Here is an 18,159-nt window from a genome sequence, read left to right as displayed (position 1 = left end):
AGCCGCTGCGTGCTCAGCCGCCGCTGCTGCCGGTCGGCGCCGGTTGCGCGGGGTGGACCTGCACGACGCCGGGCCCGCGTTCGATGATCACGTGCGAACCACCGGGCTGTGCGGGGCCGCCCGGCCCGGACGGATCGATATCCGGGCAGCCGGGCAGCGGGGCGCCCGGTGGCAGCGGTGTGGCCGGAACGACGACCTGCGGCCCCGGCCCGCCCTGGATCACCACGTGCGGGTCGCCGGGAGCGATCAGCACACACGTCACGGTCGGGCCGCCGCCCGGCTGCGGTGGCTGGGCCGAGGCGGCGCCCGCGACCAGCGTGGCCGCGGTGGCGGCGAATGCCGTTCCGGTGACGATGGCGACGGTGCGGGCTCGGCCGCGGCCGAGGGGTGCGGTCATGATGCGATCTCCTTCGCGTCGGTGCCGGGTCGTCCCGGCGAGATAGACGCTAGGGAGCCGAACTTCACCGTCTCTTGAGCAATTGTTAGAGATCTCTTGCGGCGCATCGAAAGGGCTGTACGGGTCGCCATCCGACGAGTTAGTGTCGTCGGCAAGCCGCACCGCGCGGTTCGGAGTGCACGATCGGGTCCAAATGACGACGCCTGCACCCGGTTTGGGATGCCCGCAGAATCAGGGCTTCCGTTCTGGTTTCTCCAATGGCAAGGTTGTGTTGCTTGTCACAGTCGCATTCTTTGCGGACCTGCAGAATGTGACAGTTGGGTTTTCCGGAATATCGTTAAGTGATCTTCACTCGGTCTGCCCGGCGTGGTGAGGATGCTGGAAACCTGAGAGTGGAGCTTGCATGACGAGTGACCTGCCCTTCGACAGCGATGACACCGATGCTGACGACCGTGCGGGAGATACCGCCTATCGCGTCGCCACCGGCGTCGCGCGGGTAGCGAGGGCGGGGGCGTACGTCACCGGTGGCGCCCTGGTCGCTGCCAACGGCGGTACCGCGCCCGTGCATCCCGGTGGGCAACGGCTCGACAGCTGGACCTCGGCCTACTCTCGTGATCCCGATGCGGACGCGCCGAGCCCGGTGGTGACCTTCCCGGATCCGGATCCGAATTGGGTACCGCCCGCGCCGATTCACGCGCAGACGCCGACACCTCGTGATATCGCCGTCAATGCTCCGTTCACCATCCCGAACGCGCCGAACCCCGGTCTGCACATCGGCTCGCCGCCGCCGCAGCAGCACGCGCCGCAGCCGTGGCAGGACGCCGCCCATGGCAACGGTCACCAGCCCGGACTCGGCCTCGGTGCCGAGAGCGAGCGGTCCGGACTCGATCTGCGCGGCGAGACGCCGCAGTCCGGACTCGATTTCGGCACCGACCACGCGGGCGGTGGCTTCGGCGGCGCACCCGGACTCGACTTCGGCCAGGGCGGTTTCGGGCTGCCCGGCCACGGTCTGGGGCAGGAGGGACACGGCTTCGGGCTGCCCGGCCCGAACGGCTTCGTCGCACCCGGCTCGAACCCCTTTGTCCTGCCCCGCGTTCCGGTGGCCGGTACGCCCGGCGACACCGCGACCGCGGAACCGGTCAGCGAGGCCGAGGACTCCGACGGCAGCAGCACCGCGGACACGGGCGGTGGCCTTCCGTACTTCGGCGGCAATATGTTTCACACCGGCGCGCCCGCGGGCAGCGGTGATCTGTTCCACGGCACCGACGCGTTCCACGGCACCGACGCGTTCCATGGTGCGGACGCGTTCCACGGCGCGGATATGTTCCATGGCATCGGAAATCCGGATGCCGTCGGCGTATTCCTCAACGCGGACGCCAGTTTCAGCGTGCACACCGAACTCGAAGTGGACTTCGGCGTCGGCCCGAACGGGATGTACCTGAACACGCAGTCCAAGGTCGAGGTCAACGGCGCGCTGAAGGTCGAGACCGGTGCGGGTCGGGTCGGCGACAATATCGACCGGTTCTCCGACTGGCTCGGCCAGACCCCCGGCACGACCGGACGTTCGGGGCTGGACCAGACCGGCACCTCGGGACACAGCCCGAGCAGCGCGGCCACCACGCAGCCTGCCGGATCCGTCTCCCAGTACTCTTCCGCCGCACAGCCCGTCGCGGTGCAGCCCGCCCAGCCGTTCGTCGCACCGGTCGCCCCGATCGCACCGGCCGTCGTGCCGCCGGCACCGGTGGTCGCGCCCGCCGCGGTCGCCGCGCCGGTCGCGGCCACCCCGCTGCAGACCACGATCCAGCCGGATGTGGCGAGCACCCCGGTCGCCAATGTGCTCGTGGCGCCGACGGGTCCGTCGCCGCTGACCGCGCCCGCCGCAGTGGTGCCCGCGCTGTTCGAGCCCAGGCCCGCACCGGCCAAGCCCGTCCTCGTCGACGATTCGCATGCGCCGCACACGCCGCTGACCAACACCCCGACCACCATCACCAAGACGGTGCCGGTTCCGGTCGTCCCCGGCGACAGCACCGGGCATCCGACCAAGGTGCCCGACTCTGGCAACACCAAGACCCCCGGTGCCACCCTCCCCGGCACCGACATCACCGGCACGACCAAGATCCCGGGCACCCAGGCGCCGACCACGCACGCGCCGAGCACAAATGTGCCCAGCACCAACGCGCCGAGTCACACCGCACCCCCGACTGTGCCGGACGATGACGATGTGACGCTGCCCAGCACCGGCCACGGTGGCGCCACCACCCCGAGCACCGGCCACGGCGGGGCGCCCCCCAGCACCGTCAACGGCGGGACCGGCGGCAACTCGGCGCCGACCACGCACACTCCGCCGACGGTGGACATCCCGACCAACGAGCCGACGGTTTCGGTGCCCACGGTCACCCACGGAGCGCCGACCGTGGACATCGACATCCCGACCGCGAATTCCCCCGCGCCGATCCCGACTCAGACCCACGTGCCGGCCCCGACGATGCCGGCACCGGTCACCCCGATGCAGCCGCCGATCGACGTCAAACCGCATCCGATCGCCGCGGAGCTCGGCGGCCCGGCCGACTTCGCGCATCCGGTATACGAACCCGACCACTCGGCGCTGACCATGATCGCCGGTGGTCTGTCCACCCCGCTGCTGCCCGATGCGGCCGTCGACGACGGCCACCACCTGGCATCGGGCTTGGACATCGCCCTGATCTAGGAATCAGGATGGGGGTCGCGCGCACCCGTCGCGCTGGCGCATGTCATCGTCGAATGCGAAATCCGTACGACAGTTAGGAGGAGGGTTGTCCGCCGCAGCCGGGCTGGAGGCCGCCACGGTGAAACACCCGCAGGTCATGGCGCCGGTGATCGGAATTCTCGATCAACTGCAGGAGATGACCCGCTCCGCCGGCCGGGACGACCTCAGCGGCCGACTGAATATGGTGCGGGCCAGGGTCGGTGACCCGCGGCTGCGCTTGGTGGTCGTCGGTGCGTCCAAGAACGGTATGAGCACCCTGGTCAACGGTTTGATCGGGGCCAGGGTCAGCGCTACCGAGAGCGCGCTGAGCGTGCCGGTGATCGCCGAGTACGGACCGGAGCCGACCGCGGTGCTGGTGAAATCGCTCGGCGCCGGCCGCATCGAACGTCAGTCGGTCGATCCGCTGGATCCCGGTCCGGCATTGGCCGCCGACGGGGTGATCCGCGCCGAATTCACCGAGCCGAGTCCGCTGCTGGCCGATGGCGTGGTCCTGATGGACGCACCCGGCGGCAATGGCGAGGACCACACCACCTGGTCGATGATCGCCGCCGCCGATGCCGTGCTCTACGTCGGTGACGCCGGAACCGAGTTCACCGCGGAGCAGATCGCTTATCTGGACCGCATCCAGCAGATCTGCCCCATGGTGGTCTGCGTGCTGAACAAGATCGACCTGCACCCGCACTGGCAGCACACCCAGCAGCGCAATCGCGAGCTGCTGGACGCGGCCGGACTCGGCTTCGCGGTGGCCCCGGTTTCGGCGCTGCTGCACCAGCAGGCGGGCAACTACCAGCGCGATATCGAATCGGGCGTACCTCAGCTCGTCGACCATCTGCGCGACTACGTGGTGGCCAGGGCCGACACCCTGGTCCTGACGGCCGCGGCCAATGACATCCGGCTGGTCTCCGACCATCTCGCGGTGACCCTGCGGACCGAGGCCGAGGCGCTGCGCGATCCGCGCCGCCGGGTGGAGATCACCGAACAACTGGTGGCCGCCCGCGACCAGGCCGATCAGCTACGGCAGCGCTCGGCCAACTGGCAGGTCACCCTCGGCGATGGCAGCACCGAGTTGATGGCCGATATCGAACACGATCTGCGGCACCGGTTGCGCAGTCTGGTCCGCGACGCCGAGGCCGAGATCGCCCAGACCGATCCGGCTCGGCGCTGGAAGGATTTCGGCGCCGATCTGGACGCGCGCATCTGCGAGGCCGTCGAAGAGAATTTCGTGATGGCGCACTACCGGGCGGTGGAACTGTCCGAGCAGGTGGCCGCCAAATTCCCGGCCGATCACCGCACCCCGCCACTACCGGACCTACGCCTGCACAATCCCGGTGAAGTGCTCGGGCCCGTCGCGCCGCTGGATTCCCTGACCAGTGCGAAAGCCGGTGTGCTCGCGCAATTCCTGACCGTTATGCGCGGCTCCTACGGTGGTCTGCTGATGGTGGGCGTGCTGACCAGTCTGCTGAAAATGCCGCTGGTGAACTGGTATTCGGCCGCCGCTGCGCTGCTGCTCGGCGGGAATGCGCTCTGGGACGATCGCAAGGCGCGCAAGCAGCGCCGCCAGGCCGAGGCGAAGGTCTCGGTGGCCAGGCTGATGGACGACGTGGTCTTCCAAGTCGGCAAGGAATCGCGAAATCGGTTGCGCGCACTGCAGCGCACGTTGCGCGACCACTTCACCGATATCGCCACCGATGTGCTGCGCACCGCCGACGAGCGGTTGCGCGTGGCGGAGGTGGCCTATGGGAAGTACGGCGATCACCGCGAGGAGCGGATCGCCGACCTCGATGTCCAGCTCGGCAAGCTGCGCGGACTGCGCGCCGATGCCGATGGCATCAGCGCGGCCGCGTAGATATCTGTCAGGACGGGTGAATCGCCGGTGTGTGCGCCGGTTGGAACATGCCGCTGGTGTGTGCCTGCTCGGCCCTGATCACATGCGTCACCGCGTTGATCAGTGCCAGATGGGTGAAGGCCTGCGGGAAATTGCCGAGGTGGCGTCCACTGCGCGAATCGATTTCCTCGGCATAGAGCCGCAGCGGGCTGGCATAGCCGAGCAGGCGCTCGCACAGGTGCCGGGCCCGTTGCACTTCGCCGATTTCCACCAGCGCGGAGACCAGCCAGAACGAACAGATGGTGAAGGTGCCCTCGGCTCCGGACAAGCCGTCGTCGGTGGTCTCGGTCCGATAGCGCAGCACCAGACCGTTTTCGGTGAGCCGGTCGGCGATCGAGAGCACGGTGGCGCGCACCCGGTGGTCGGTGGGCGGCAGGAAACGGTTCAGCACCACCAACAGCAGTGACGCGTCCAGCGTGTCGCCGCCGTAGGTCTGGGTGAAGACACCGTTGTCGTTCACGCCATTGGTGAGGACATCGGCTTTGATCTGGTCGGCAATGGCGTACCACTCGGTGGCGCGTTCGTATTCGCCGTGCAATTCGGCCAGTTTCGCGCCGCGGTCCAGCGCCACCCAGCACATCACCTTCGAGGAGGTGAAATGCTGTGGCTCGCCGCGGACTTCCCAGATGCCGCGATCGGGCTCGCGCCAGCGCTTGATGGTCGCCTCGACCTGGCGCTCCAACAGTGGCCACAGCGATTCCGGCACCTGCTGGCGGGACTTCACGTGCAAATACACCGCGTCCAGCATGGTGCCCCAGATATCGTGCTGGTCCTGGTTGTAGGCGCCATTGCCGATGCGCACCGGTTTTGCGCCGTCGTAGCCGGTCAGATTGTCGAGTGTGCTCTCGGCGAGTTCACGTTCGCCGCCGATGCCGTAGAGCACCTGCAGCGGAACGGGTTCGCCGTTATCGCCGGTGGTGGCGTCTCGCAGGAACGCGAAGAAGTCGTTGGCCTCGCGGTCCAGGCCGAGGGTGTACAGGCCCCACAGCGCGAAACTGGAATCGCGCACCCAGGTATAGCGGTAGTCCCAGTTGCGTTGACCGCCAGGGGTTTCCGGTAGGGAGGTGGTGGCGGCGGCCATCAGCGCACCGGTCGGCGCGTAGGTGAGTCCTTTGAGCGTCAGCGCGCTGCGCTGCAAGTAGTTGCGCCACGGATGATCCGGGAAATCGCCGAGGGTGATCCACTGCCGCCAGCACTCGGTGGTCTGCCACATCTTCTGCGCCGCGTCCTCGAAGGTGCGCGGTGCGGGCAACTCCGACCAGGTCAGTGCGACGAACACCTCGTCGCCCTCCTTCATCCTGGTCCTGGCGCGCGCCTCCCGGCCCTCCAGACCCAGCCGCAGGTCGGTGGTCAGCACCAGGTTCGGGCCCGCGGTCGGGTCGAGCGTGCGCACCGCGGTCGCCTCCTCGTAGACCTTGCCGGTGTACTCCCAGTGGGCCGGGGCGCGGTGGTAGTCGAAGGCGGGTTCGCAGCTCATCTCCAGCTCGACCGTGCCGTTCACGCATTTCACCGTGCGCAGCAGGACGTGCTCGGCGTCCCAGTCCATCGGCGTGCGGCGATGGGTCTTGCTGCGCTGCTCATTGTTGTGCCATGGGCCGAGCACAAGGGCGTCGCGCACGATCAGCCAGCCCGTCTCGCTCTGCCAGGTGGTTTCCAGGATCATGCCGCCCGGCAGATACCGGCGCGCGGCGGGCACATTGACCCCGTACGGGCCGATCCGGAAGTGTCCGGCGCTGCGGTCGAGCATCGCGCCGAAGATGCTCGGCGAATCGGGCCGGGGCACACACATCCACTCGACCGAGCCATTGCTGGCGATCAGGCAGCTCGTTTCACAGTCGGACAGGAATGCGTAATCGTCGATCGGCGGATAGGTGGCGTGGCGACCCACCTTCAGCTGACTGAGCGCGGGCAGGTCGTCAGGCTCGTCGACGGTCAGATCATCGGTAGACGCCATACCTCATCTTCGGTCCGTTGAAGCATCTCGTCCACCGACAGCGCCGAGTTCGACCCGACGATCGGTCGACGCCATGGCCCGAGGCGTGACGATGACGACCTACGTGACCAGTACGGAACGAGTCTTACGAGCGAACACGCCGCGCTTAAGGCGCGGCCATGGGACAGAGCTAGGCTGGGGGCGTGCACAGTATCGCAGGATGGTGGGACGGCTTCGAGCTGTGGATCGCGGGGTTGCCGTTCATCCCGCAATTCATCGTGGTGCTGGTCGGTATGGTCCCGGTCAGCTTCGCCATCGCCTATGTCCTGGATCGCGTACTGCGGGTCTCCCTGCAACTGCTCGGCCGCAATAGCGAGTCTGTGACGGCCGTGACATCTGCTGTGACAGCCCTGACACCTGAGGATGTCGTGACCGCGGAACCCACCCTGATTCCCGAACTCGTCGGGCCGCCGGTCCCGGTGCGCGAGATCGCACAGAGCGGAGCGCTTTGATGCCGCGCTCACGGGTTCAGCTCGCTCTCGTCGCTCTGCTGGTTCTCATCGTCATCGCGTGGTTGTTCACGCGCTGACATCGTGCTCGGGGCGAGGTATCCCGACAACGATTGTCCGAACGAGACCGTCACCACATTGCCCGAGGGCGCTATCGGTATTCGGCCTGTTCGCGGGGCAGCCTGTCGAGGATTTCCCGTAGCAGGCTGCCGTGCTCGGCCAGCGTTGTCTTCACTTCCGCGAACTCGTCGCGCACTTCCCGCCGCAGATCATTGACGTCTTCCGGAGTGAGGTGTCTGTTCATTCGGTAGGTTCGGTTGCTTTCGGTTCGAATACGTCGATGGTGCCCGGTTGGATGTCGGTTACCAACCCGGCCTCGACCAGCGCTTCGAGTAGTGTCCCGATGTCCTCGCCCTTGAACGCGATCATCTGGGCATAGGAGAACGGGGTGCCGGTCCGGCCGTCCGGGTAGACGGGGCTCCAGGTGCCGTCGTCGTGTTGCAGCCACGCGCTGGGTTCTTCGACGGGTTCCGGGGTCCGTTCCGGTAGGTTCCGCAGACCATCGGCCAGGCGGGCGAGCTCGATTTCGTTGAGATGCCCCTCGTTCATATCGTGCCTTGCGAATGCTCTTGGGGTGCGAGGCATTCCGCCCAGTACTCGTGTCGTACCGCGTCCCACAACCGGGACAGCCGCGGGAACTGCTCACGCATCTGCGCCAGGTCCGGTGCGGCGGCCACAGTGCTTACCGACATCAGCGGTTGCGATTCGGATGCGTTGCGCACCAGCATCATTCGAATGTGTTGGCGGTCGAGCCGCCAGATCGCCTGCCAGCCGTCTACCTCCGTGCGATGCTCGCTCATCCCGGGCTCCGGCGCTACCCGTGGCCGCCGACGTTCGTACCCGCACTGGGGACCGGTAATCCCAGCTCCGAGAGCCGGTCCAGCACCTCGCACAGGGTTCGATACGTCGGCCCGCCAGCTACGAGTGGCTCGCTGCCCAGGGGCGGGAACCGGATACCCCGCGCGGCGGCTCGTTCGCGCGGAGTCAGCGATTGCGGCGCGAGTCGGCCCGCGTCGACCAGCGTGTAATACGCCGCCGCCTTCCACACACACCGCCCGAGGCGGCAGGCGCGTTGGGCGCGCATCTGCTCGTGCGCCAACTCGATATCGGCGTACCCGCACACCCCGGGCGGTATCACGATCGTGTTCTCGTCGGACATCACGCCGCCCCTGCCTCGACGGTGGCCGTGCGCACGGTCCGCGCCCATGTCGTTGCGGGGCATACGGTTTCGAGGTCGAAGTCCTCGCAGACCCGCGCGGGTTGGTTGTCGACGTGGGCCAAATCGAAGACCCCGATCGCCACCGCACCCAGCCCCGCCGCGATACCGAGCGCGTAGCCGATCGGATCGGGGGCATCCTGCGGGGGACGCACGGTATAGATGTACTGATAGCCAAGGGCGCGGGCATGCCGTTGGATCGCGACAGCGTGCCGGGGTGCGTCCAGTCCCGACACCTCACCGCGCACCAAGCCGACCGCCTTCGGTCGAGTACCGTCATATCCTGTAACTGCTTCTGTCACTTGTTCGTTCGTCATGGTCCTGATGCCTTCGATAGTGAGGGAACCTCGCAGTCCGACGCCTCCTGCCCGAACCCGAGTTCCGGCTGTTCAGCCTTCTGCGTTGCTCGGCTGTGGCCATATGGTGGCGCGCGTCGGTCGCGGCGCGGGGTCTCTGTGTGCGGGTCCAGAGAAGAGGCGCAAACGCCCAGCATGATTCTTGAGAGTCATCTAGCCTGGCTCTCCGACTGAGAAACATTTGGTGTATCGGTTGAGAAAGCAGGGGGCCAATAATGCCGAGCAAGGCAGACCTCAGCAGCACGACACTTCCGCGTCGTCAGCTGGGGCGAGCACTACGAGATGCGCGCCAGGCGCGAGGTTTGACACTTGATCAGGTAGCGGCAGCGACCAGGATCAGCCGCGCTACGCTGAGTCGAATCGAGTTGGGGCAGTACGCGAGGGTCCGGGATATGGAAGTCGATTACCTCAGCCGGTACTACTGCCTACCGGAAGCGCGGATCGACTACCTGAAAGCGCTTGCGAGCGAAGCCAGTACCAAGGTGTGGTACCAGGACTATCGGCACCTGATCTTGCCACGATTCAACACGTATCTAGAGCTGGAATCGTTCGCGTCGGAATTCTGGTTCTATCAGCCGATCGTCATACCCGGTCTGCTGCAAACAGCGGACTATGCCCGGACTTTGGAACGGCTGCACCGGCCGGACGACTCGCTGGACGAGATCAATAACCGGGTGGATCTCCGAATGCAGCGGACGAGAATTCTCGCCCGACAGCACCTGCCGGTTCGAGCGGAATTCTTGTTGCAGGAGAACATTCTCTACACGCTCGTTGGATCCAGCCAGATCATGGGCACCCAGCTGCGGCACATTGCCGATCTGAGTACCCGCGACAACGTGACGATCCGTGTGCTTCCGTTCACAGCTGGTCTCCCGACCGGGAGCGTGATGCCGCCACACATCTTGCTCGACTTTCCCGACAACGAACCCTCTGTGGTTCACACCGAAGCTGCCATTGGCACAATGACATTCGATGACGCCGAAGATGTGAAGCGCTTTCGCGCACTCCACGAAACTCTCCAACAAGCTTCGCTGGAAGAACAGCCATCTCGGGATCGAATCAGGAAAATAGCAAGGAGATACGAACAGTGATTATCGGTCTAGTCGGCGCACAGTGGTTCAAATCGACGCATAGTGGCGGTCAGCAGGAATGCGTCGAAGTAGCCTGGCTGGAAGCCGGGCACGTCGGCGTCCGAGACTCGAAGAATCCCAACGGCCCAGCGCTGGTGTTCACCCCCAGCGAGTGGGATGCCTTCACGGCAGGCGCGAAAGACGGTGAGTTCACCCGACCCACCGCGTAACGGTTTCCCGGCCTACTACGGGCAACGGCCTCGGTCTGATACGTAATAGACTGGGGCCGTTACCATTTCATTCTCTATGTGTCTGGCGGGCGTCCCTAGCCCCGCCGTCATGTCAAGGGCGCATCCGCAGCGATCGCTCAGCCCCGGTGTGCACCCGGATCTCTGGATTCTCTCTGTGTGCGTACCAGCGCGAACACCAATCGCCGCGGTGCGAGCCACGCTGGTACAACACCTCTCACCCCATCTATTCGTCCGACCCGCAGCCCAACACGCCCCGGCTCGCTGACCTGTATACTCTTCCTCGGAGATCATGAAGGGGGCGGGATCCAATGTCTGTGCGTGCCAACGAGTTCCAGCACGGCCCCGGTGAAGGGGATGTGGTAGTTCGAACTCACGACACTCTGGCTGGAGCACTCCGGAGGCGGCGTGGATAACTTCACAGTTGATGCGACCCGTCTTGCCGGATTCAAGTTGGATCTGCAAGACATGGGAACAAACTTTTCGTCGAACGCTTCCCGCTTGCTGTCCGCGGCGGCCCTTCCCGTCGGCTCGACGGGACTCATCGCAACTCTTGCACCGTCATTCGAGAAGTTTCAGAGCGCGGTCTTCGCAGCGCAAGGGATTGACCTGACCACAATCGGCACTCTTGGCACGAACCTAGCCACTGCGGCGACCACGTATCAAGCGACCGACGATGCAACCTCGAACGCGATTTCGGCCGCATCAACGAATGCCTTCGGGAACTCGGGCGCATTCGCTTCATCGGGCGGTGATCAAGGCGTCAGTCGATTCAGTGGTCTGCAGCTGCCCGGCCTGCCGGAGATTCCGGAGAATTCGTACACGGTCCGTCAGGTGGTCACGGCGGCTATCAACCTGATTTCCTCCTACGACGAACGGTTCAGCGAAGCGGTCGGTGTCAAGCCTGCTGCAGACTACCTTTCTCCGTTGGTAGCGGACTGGGAGGCGTTGCAAGCCATCGGCAAGCGGATCGGCCTGCTCGGAATCAACGACTATGTCACTTCGGAGAACCTCATCAGCGGCACCAGATGGCTGCAAAGTAGCTGGTCCGGGGATGCGTCACAGACATTCGGAGCAAGCGCAAATGCCCTCGCACAATCGGTTGCCGGGCGAAGTGTCGATCTGGACGTGGTGTCTAAGATCGTTGAGAATGCAGGCGCCTGTCTCGAGCGTTTGGTTTACAACCAGGCGATGGGTATCAGTGGCGGAATACTGCAGCCGATATCCTATTTCGAAGGCACCTTCCCGCTTGGTGTGTGGGCACCGTATATAAATAAACCGATCAGAGGAACCATTAGGTCCGAGATTGCCTCGGCAGTCGATACCCTGACGAAGTCGGCGGAGTCTCGGCGGAATGCAATGACGATGATTATCGAAAAGATTTCCCAAGCGCTGGATTACGTTCCCGGTCGCGCGGTGCCATCATGCAATGTAAGCGATTTCGAAATTCCAGACAAGATTGTAGTCGATTTGGGCGTTACAAAGTATGGATTCGGCGACAACATATGGTGGGAGGGTAGCATTGGCTCCGTCATGTGGCCTAACAATTCCGATTGGTCACGCCACTCTTCGATTACATCGCGGCATAACAAAAGAGATCGAAGCAATGGGTACCAGCTTAATGTTCGGAGGGCTCTGATGGCCCCTCAGATCCCGGGAATGCCGACACCGCCACCGACAGACCCCGGGCAGGGGCCGCATGGTTCGCAACCGTGGTATAGCCGCTATGACGACTATAAATTCCTGGATGTAGCGATCGGTGCCGCAGCTGGTGCAGATGCCGCGGGCCTGCCCAACGCAGGCCGTCATCTGAATCACTATCTCGAGAACACCGGAAAAGACCTGCAGCTCGATCCGGATAAGATAATGAATGATGAGCCTGGACTGAAGTACCACGTCGACGGCATTGTGACCGATGTTGTCCGGAAGGTCGCCAGCGACGCAGCCAACTATAGCAAATCGATTTCGTTCCAGTCGGAATGGAAAGATTATACATTTTCTAATCGCGACTGGTATCTGGCAATAGGCTCAGTCGAAGCATGCGCCTGCGGGGTGGTCACTGTTCACTCACCGGACGCTGAAGGTGCGCAGCCGCGTGTCACACTCGATTATCAGAGCCACCTGTTCGACCGCTACAACTGGGATGGCAACAAGAAAACCAAAATCGCTGGTGTAGAATGGACGGATCGCCAACTGGGCGCCTTGCATACGGCTGGATTGGCGTGGGAATTCAATATGCTCGGTTCATCGACGATCAAACACCATGAGGGGGTTCTGTCCGCTAATGCCTTACTTGACCTGCCGACCGGGACCGGGCAGACGCAGCCACGATGACACCGTCACCGATCCGGATCGATGAGGGCCGTTTGATGAGAATTCCACGGTGGGCAGTGCGTCTCCTGATCGTCGGCATACTTGCTGTGGTTTCGCTTGTCGGGACCGGATGCGACAGTGTTATCGACAGCGCTATGGAGCCGGATGTCGAGACATCGACCAGTCCGGAGCTGGTGAAGGAAGCAATCGAATACGGCGGATGGGTGCTCCCTGCGAACGGGAAAATTCTTCTGGTCAAGAGGGAGATCATACGCAACAGAAAGTACCAAATAGCTGTGGAGATGTCGCCCGCTGATTTCAGCTCGATGTTGGAGCAGACTCGATTCGTAGCCGCTTTCGACAAGCTGTACGTGACATCCCTTGTGACAACGATTGCCGGGCCCGATCTGGCGTCGTCGCCGAATGTTCAATCTGCCCAGGACACGTTCCTCTCACCGAAGGGAAAGTCGATGATCCGCGAGGTCGTGGTGGATGAACGTACTGCGGATACTCGAATAGTCCACATCGAGTTCCGCAGCGTCTGAATGCTGCTGGGTAGCAGCTCATGCGGTAGCAGCACCCACCGACATGGAGGATTCGATGAGCGTGGCGACCGAAATCCTTACTCGCGCAATCGTTAGTGACGACAATCGTCTACTTGTCGCCCGCGAGCGCGGCAACAGCTGGGTGTTCCTGCCGGGCGGGCACGTCGAGCCCGGCGAACCGATCGAAGCCGCGCTCGTTCGCGAACTTGCCGAAGAACTCGGCACTACCAGTCGGATCGTTGGCTTCGCCGGAGTTGTCGAGCATCGGTATACCGACAACGGGACCGCCCACCACGAGATCAACTTGATTTTCAACACAGAGCTGGACGGCACTCCCGAGAGTCAGGAAGAACATCTCGAATTCGTCTGGCTACCAATACATCAACTCCACGCAACCGACCTGCGGCCTCGCGCGCTGAAGGATGTCGTCGCCAGCGCCGCTCGGTCCGTCTGGTATCCGTGGAACGGTTGACGGGGGCACTCGTTCGAAGTGTGAACAGCCTCAATAGATCTCCGTGCATACCAGGTCGGTCGTCGAAGTTCATGCTGACGAATCTCAGTGTGGCGCAGGCTCTCCGGTGGATGACGATAGGGGCGCGACGGTGTCCGCGGGCATGACACCCTGTTGACCGGGAACGGCGGGGGCGCGACGATCCAGGGATGGATCCACAGGACGCGGGTGCCGTGCGTGCGCGACTCGAGCGAGCGATCGCTGCCGGGGACACGAAAGGGATGATCAATCCTCTCGCCACGCGATCGAAGCTGTCGCGGGGGAACCGACAGTGGGCACCGAAGCTCGGCGACCGTCTTTTCGTCAGTGAATCTCGGCCGTTCCCAGACAAATGGATCCCGATCGTGATGAGCGCCCTTACCGGGCTGGTCATCGGAATCGCCGCGTTCTCCCGCGGAGATACAACGGCCGGCATCGTCGCGAGCCTCTTCGCGATCCTCGTCGGCGGCGCGGGAACGGGGGCTGTCATCGGGTGGGCTCGTGCTGACTTTCCGGATACCGAAGGCTTCGTACCCGCGCTCTCCAGCCTGGTCCTCGCCCCAGTTCTCGTGGGGATCGGTTCACTCGTCACCGGACACTGGGTCGTCGGTCTGGCCGCAGTCGCGCTCGGTGCCACCATGATTCCACTCGGAGCGGCCCTCATCCGCGGGCAGGTGCTCGCCTTCGGCGTCGGCGGTGTCGCGGCGATCGGCATCGGGATCTGGGTCCTGGTAGGCGGCACCCTGCTCGGCGGCGCGGCGTTGATCGGGATCGGTGGCACGGTCGTATTCGTCGGCGGTGTCATCGGTTTCGTGCGCGGCCGCCGGTGGTGATGAAGTCGCCGCGCTCGTTCAGATCGGCGATGTAGGTCGTGACCGGGTGTTCCGAGCCACACTCAGAACTCGGCGGCAACACGGAAGAGTGCGGGGTTGGCGACGGCGAAGTCGGGGGAGGCGGACAGGCGCTGCTGGAAGCGGGGGTCGCTGCCTGCGGTGTGCCATGCTTCGGGGCTGTCCCAATGCGCGATGTTGACCAGTTGGAAGCGAGCGTCCGGGGCAACCGCACGGTGCAGCCGGTTGTCCCGGAAGCCGGGCGCCTTGCTCATCAGCTCTGCGCGGTCGAGCCAGTGCGGCAGGAATTCATCGATCCGCTCGGCGGGCAGCTCGAAGGTGTTGACGAAAGTGATTCCGGGCTCCTCGCCTGAACCGTTTCCCGCCGTGCGGAATTCGGCCGCCACCTGGTACCAGCCGCCGTGCACGGTGGCATAGCCGGTCGCGGTGGCTGCCGACCCGGTGAACGCGGGATTCGCCAGCGCCTCGTCCCGGGCTTCGATGCTGTCCCAGTGCGCCACATTGACCAGGCCGACCCGGGACTCCGGGGACAGTCTGCGGTGCAGCCGCGCATCCCGGAAACCGGGGGCGGCGTGGATGAGCCCGACGCGTTCCCGCCAGCGTGCGATGAACTCGTCCATCCGATCCTCGGGCAGTTCCCACGCGTCGATCAGGGTGATTCCGTTATCAGTCACCGCACCATCGTGAAACCTCAACCACACTGCAGGTCAAGATGATCCGGACATTGCCGAGCCCGATTCGTAAGACGACCTCGATACAGGAGTGCGCCACGCCAGGTTCGAGCGGGGAATCGAGCGGCGCCCCAGGCGGATCAACGTGCCCGCCTGGGCCGGCGTGCTGTGCTGGCCGAGGGCAAACGTCGCTCGCCGAGCGGCAAAACCACCCCGACCGTGCTGCCGGAGATCGCGCCGAGGTAACGAGGCTCGGTCGCTCGTTCAGCGCCCGGACGCAGGCGCTCGGCGAGGACTAGAGAAAAGCCCAAGGATCTAGGCGGAGGCGTCCTTGTCTCCGCCGAATCCGAAGCGCTTGCCGATCTTGGAGACGGTTTCGCCGACCTCGTGTCCCACCGTGCTCACCGCGGACCCGACATCGCGGCCCAAGTTGCGCACGGTGCGGATCAGCGGGTCTTCGGACTGGTCGAAGTTCTGTCGGTAGGTGCGCGCGGCCTCTTTGATCTCATCACTGATCTTGGTGGTCTTATCGTGTTCGCGGCGCGGGTAGTCGCCGCCGAGCATGCGGTTGTAGTCGCCGGACTGGATCCAGCGGCGCAGTTCCGCGGCCCGCAGCACCGAGAACGGATGGCTCTGCAGTTCCAGATTGAGCAGCTTGAGCACGCCGTCGCGCAGATCGCCGGAGCGCTCGTAGTCGTCGGCCTGCTGCAGGAACGCGCCGTGGTTCATCTCCTTGATCCAGGTGCCGCCCGCGGTCTTCATATGCACCCGCACCGACGCCTCCACATCCTGGCCGCACAGCAGCCCGGCGCGGTCGCCGGAGAGTTCGGACTTGCGGCTCCACTCCATCAGCGCGGCCACGATCGCGCGCAGGGCCCAGCCGCCCACCGGCATCCAGCCCAGATTGGCCGAGATGCGCAGCAGATGCATGAGCATGGTGCGGTACACCGCGTGTCCGGACAGCGCGTGCCCGAGTTCGTGGCCGACGATGAAGCGCAGCTCCTCGGTATCCATCAGATCGATCAGTCCGGTGGTCAGCACGATGAACGGCTGGTCCATGCCGATGGTGAAGGCATTCACCTGCGGGCTCTGCAGCACGAACATCTCGGGTGTGGTGCGCGCGTCCAGGATCTCCATACAGTCCTGACGCAACTGGTGCAGCGAGCGGAACTGGCGCTCGTCCACGCGCACCGCGGTGGCGAGGTAGAGCAGCCGATGCTGGCGTTCCTGAAGCAAACCGGACAGGGTGCGCAGAATGGTGTCGAACCCGGCGAGTGAGCGCAGCGTCACCAGGGCGGTGCGGTCGGCGGGATGCTCCCACGCGCGCGTGCTGATATCCGGGAACCTGGTCCGTACCCGGTCCGGGCTGGTAGTCATGGGATGAAACCCCCCTCTTCCTGGAACTTTGTCGGTTTTTGCGGCCTGCAAGCGGAGAGCTAGCGTTGATTCGAACTGGTGACGTTTCCTCTGCTACAGTCTGCCCGTGTCTTCGAGTGCCGTCCCGCAGGTCCGCCATGAATTGGCGTTGATCGCTGTCGGCAATCTCGCGGTCGCGGACATTCTCTGTCGCTGATCGGCGCCGGGCACTGCTGTGCACCCATTCTCTTTCTAAACTGGCGCGCAAACTTTTCGCAGCAGTGTTCGAACCCCAACGACCCCTCGGTCGGTAGTCGTGCCGCAGTTCGACCGTCGCGACCCCTAGTCCACGTCGTGGCGGAGCACATAGGAAAGGTTCCACCCATGTCACCCAGGTCCTTGTTCTTTGGATCGTCCCGATCGCACCGTCGCCCGGTGGTCGCCGCGCTGACCGCGGTCGCCGCCGTCGTGCTCACCGCGTGCGGTGGCGGAGCCAGTGACACCGTGGGCGGTGGTGGTGCCGACGGCAGCGGTGGCACTCTCAACCTCTACGCCTACGCCGTCCCCAAGCCGGGCTTCGACAAGGTCGTCCCCGAATTCAACAAGACCGATAAGGGCAAGGGCGTCCAGATCAACGGCTCCTACGGCGCGTCGGGCGATCAGTCCCGCAAGGTCAAGGACGGTGCCGAGGCCGATATCGTCAACTTCTCGGTCGAACCCGATATCACCCGCCTCGTCGACGCCGGTCTGGTCGACCCGAGCTGGAATGCCGACGCCACCAAGGGAATTCCGTTCGGCTCGGTGGTCGCGATCGTCGTGCGCAAGGGCAACCCGAAGGGCATCAAGGACTGGGACGATCTGCTCGAGCCGGGCATCCAGGTGGTCACCCCGAACCCGTTCAGCTCCGGCTCGGCCAAGTGGAACCTGCTCGCCCCGTACGCGGCCAAGAGCGATGGCGGCAAGAACCCGCAGGCGGGTCTGGACTACCTTAGCCAGCTCATCTCCAAGGAGCATGTGCAGGTGCAGCCGAAGTCGGGCCGCGAAGCGACCGAGACCTTCCTGCAGGGCACCGGTGACGTGCTGCTGAGCTATGAGAACGAGGCGATCTTCTCCGAGCGCAATGGCGATCAGATCGAGCACATCGTGCCGCCGACCACCTTCAAGATCGAGAACCCGGTCGCGGTGCTGAAGAACAGCAAGCATCTGGAGCTGGCCAGCGCCTTCCGCGACTTCCTGTTCACCACGGCGGGACAGAAGGCCTGGGCCTCGGCCGGATTCCGCCCGGTCGACCCGAAGGTGGCCGCCGACTACGCCAAGGACTTCCCGACTCCGCAGAAGCTGTGGACGATCGCCGACCTCGGTGGCTGGAAGACCGTCGACAAGGAGCTGTTCACCGCGAACACCGGGTCCGTCGCGGTCATCTACGACAAGGCCACCAAGTAATTCGGCGCGCTGAAATACCCCGCGGCGTGCGCGATCGGCCTGGAAGAGGCAGCTTGTGAACCACAAAGGG

Annotated in this window: 20 protein-coding genes; 11 read left to right on the top strand and 9 right to left on the bottom strand. The window is 64.5% G+C overall.

Annotated features, from left to right (window positions below; translation table 11 throughout):
* Positions 1-13: 13 nt before the first annotated feature.
* Entirely contained in the window at positions 14-397 is a 384-nt protein-coding gene (locus ACQP2D_RS34330) for a hypothetical protein (protein ID WP_433680085.1), read from the bottom strand.
* A 403-nt stretch (positions 398-800) separates the two neighbouring features.
* Between ACQP2D_RS34330 and ACQP2D_RS34325 the strand changes: the two genes are divergently transcribed.
* Both ACQP2D_RS34325 and ACQP2D_RS34320 read left to right on the top strand, forming a co-directional pair.
* The gene (locus ACQP2D_RS34325) at positions 801-3,104 is read left to right on the top strand and encodes a hypothetical protein (protein ID WP_433680083.1); all 2,304 of its coding nucleotides are present in this window, start codon (positions 801-803) and stop codon (positions 3,102-3,104) included.
* Positions 3,105-3,189: 85 nt separating this feature from the next.
* On the top strand, positions 3,190-4,989 hold the full coding sequence (locus tag ACQP2D_RS34320; RefSeq protein ID WP_433680081.1) for a hypothetical protein: 1,800 nt from the start codon (positions 3,190-3,192) through the stop codon (positions 4,987-4,989).
* Between the two features lie 7 nt (positions 4,990-4,996).
* Here the strand turns inward: ACQP2D_RS34320 and ACQP2D_RS34315 are convergent, their stop codons facing one another.
* Positions 4,997-6,982, bottom strand: coding sequence for a glycoside hydrolase family 15 protein (locus tag ACQP2D_RS34315; protein WP_433680080.1), 1,986 nt, complete (start codon positions 6,980-6,982; stop codon positions 4,997-4,999).
* Between the two features lie 182 nt (positions 6,983-7,164).
* Between ACQP2D_RS34315 and ACQP2D_RS34310 the strand changes: the two genes are divergently transcribed.
* Positions 7,165-7,473, top strand: coding sequence for a hypothetical protein (locus tag ACQP2D_RS34310; protein WP_433680078.1), 309 nt, complete (start codon positions 7,165-7,167; stop codon positions 7,471-7,473).
* Positions 7,474-7,621: 148 nt separating this feature from the next.
* Here ACQP2D_RS34310 and ACQP2D_RS34305 read toward each other — a convergent pair whose 3' ends face one another.
* The 5 genes from ACQP2D_RS34305 to ACQP2D_RS34285 are packed head-to-tail and all read right to left on the bottom strand — an operon-like array spanning position 7,622 to position 9,048.
* Positions 7,622-7,774, bottom strand: coding sequence for a hypothetical protein (locus ACQP2D_RS34305; RefSeq protein WP_433680077.1), 153 nt, complete (start codon positions 7,772-7,774; stop codon positions 7,622-7,624).
* Positions 7,771-8,079 (bottom strand): hypothetical protein, encoded by a 309-nt coding sequence (locus ACQP2D_RS34300; protein WP_433680076.1) that lies wholly within the window; start codon positions 8,077-8,079, stop codon positions 7,771-7,773. The genes ACQP2D_RS34305 and ACQP2D_RS34300 overlap by 4 nt, the downstream gene beginning before the upstream one ends.
* Entirely contained in the window at positions 8,076-8,330 is a 255-nt protein-coding gene (locus tag ACQP2D_RS34295; protein WP_433680075.1) for a hypothetical protein, read from the bottom strand. The genes ACQP2D_RS34300 and ACQP2D_RS34295 overlap by 4 nt, the downstream gene beginning before the upstream one ends.
* A 14-nt stretch (positions 8,331-8,344) precedes the next feature.
* Entirely contained in the window at positions 8,345-8,689 is a 345-nt protein-coding gene (locus ACQP2D_RS34290; protein WP_433680074.1) for a hypothetical protein, read from the bottom strand.
* On the bottom strand, positions 8,689-9,048 hold the full coding sequence (locus ACQP2D_RS34285; protein WP_433680073.1) for a hypothetical protein: 360 nt from the start codon (positions 9,046-9,048) through the stop codon (positions 8,689-8,691). Before ACQP2D_RS34285 ends, ACQP2D_RS34290 begins: the two co-directional genes overlap by 1 nt.
* Before the next feature lie 269 nt (positions 9,049-9,317).
* Here ACQP2D_RS34285 and ACQP2D_RS34280 point away from each other — a divergent pair, with 269 nt between their 5' ends.
* The 6 genes from ACQP2D_RS34280 to ACQP2D_RS34255 all read left to right on the top strand — a co-directional run bounded on the left by ACQP2D_RS34280 (position 9,318) and on the right by ACQP2D_RS34255 (position 14,601).
* On the top strand, positions 9,318-10,193 hold the full coding sequence (locus ACQP2D_RS34280) for a helix-turn-helix domain-containing protein (RefSeq protein ID WP_433680072.1): 876 nt from the start codon (positions 9,318-9,320) through the stop codon (positions 10,191-10,193).
* A complete protein-coding gene (locus ACQP2D_RS34275) occupies positions 10,190-10,402 on the top strand; it encodes a DUF397 domain-containing protein (RefSeq protein ID WP_433680071.1) in 213 nt (70 codons plus the stop codon). Before ACQP2D_RS34280 ends, ACQP2D_RS34275 begins: the two co-directional genes overlap by 4 nt.
* Before the next feature lie 426 nt (positions 10,403-10,828).
* Positions 10,829-12,754 carry a hypothetical protein gene (locus ACQP2D_RS34270; protein WP_433680070.1) on the top strand — a complete coding sequence of 642 codons (1,926 nt, stop codon included), beginning with the start codon at positions 10,829-10,831 and terminating at the stop codon, positions 12,752-12,754.
* A gap of 56 nt (positions 12,755-12,810) precedes the next feature.
* The gene (locus tag ACQP2D_RS34265; protein ID WP_433680069.1) at positions 12,811-13,278 is read left to right on the top strand and encodes a hypothetical protein; all 468 of its coding nucleotides are present in this window, start codon (positions 12,811-12,813) and stop codon (positions 13,276-13,278) included.
* Positions 13,279-13,333: 55 nt separating this feature from the next.
* Positions 13,334-13,750, top strand: coding sequence for an NUDIX domain-containing protein (locus ACQP2D_RS34260; RefSeq protein WP_433680068.1), 417 nt, complete (start codon positions 13,334-13,336; stop codon positions 13,748-13,750).
* A 386-nt stretch (positions 13,751-14,136) separates the two neighbouring features.
* On the top strand, positions 14,137-14,601 hold the full coding sequence (locus ACQP2D_RS34255) for a hypothetical protein (RefSeq protein WP_433680067.1): 465 nt from the start codon (positions 14,137-14,139) through the stop codon (positions 14,599-14,601).
* Positions 14,602-14,663: 62 nt separating this feature from the next.
* Here the strand turns inward: ACQP2D_RS34255 and ACQP2D_RS34250 are convergent, their stop codons facing one another.
* Both ACQP2D_RS34250 and ACQP2D_RS34245 read right to left on the bottom strand, forming a co-directional pair.
* The gene (locus tag ACQP2D_RS34250; RefSeq protein WP_433680066.1) at positions 14,664-15,293 is read right to left on the bottom strand and encodes an antibiotic biosynthesis monooxygenase family protein; all 630 of its coding nucleotides are present in this window, start codon (positions 15,291-15,293) and stop codon (positions 14,664-14,666) included.
* 312 nt (positions 15,294-15,605) lie between these two features.
* The gene (locus ACQP2D_RS34245) at positions 15,606-16,667 is read right to left on the bottom strand and encodes a M48 family metallopeptidase (protein WP_433680065.1); all 1,062 of its coding nucleotides are present in this window, start codon (positions 16,665-16,667) and stop codon (positions 15,606-15,608) included.
* A gap of 106 nt (positions 16,668-16,773) precedes the next feature.
* On the opposite strand from ACQP2D_RS34245, the gene ACQP2D_RS34240 reads away from it, so the two are divergent.
* Positions 16,774-16,863 (top strand): Ms4533A family Cys-rich leader peptide, encoded by a 90-nt coding sequence (locus tag ACQP2D_RS34240; RefSeq protein WP_309546086.1) that lies wholly within the window; start codon positions 16,774-16,776, stop codon positions 16,861-16,863.
* Between the two features lie 167 nt (positions 16,864-17,030).
* Entirely contained in the window at positions 17,031-18,089 is a 1,059-nt protein-coding gene (locus tag ACQP2D_RS34235; RefSeq protein WP_433680064.1) for a sulfate ABC transporter substrate-binding protein, read from the top strand.
* Positions 18,090-18,159: the final 70 nt, after the last annotated feature.

It is taken from the genome of Nocardia sp. CA-119907 (assembly GCF_050955995.1).
GTDB lineage: Bacteria > Actinomycetota > Actinomycetes > Mycobacteriales > Mycobacteriaceae > Nocardia.
This window is presented reverse-complemented; position numbering and strand designations above follow the sequence as displayed.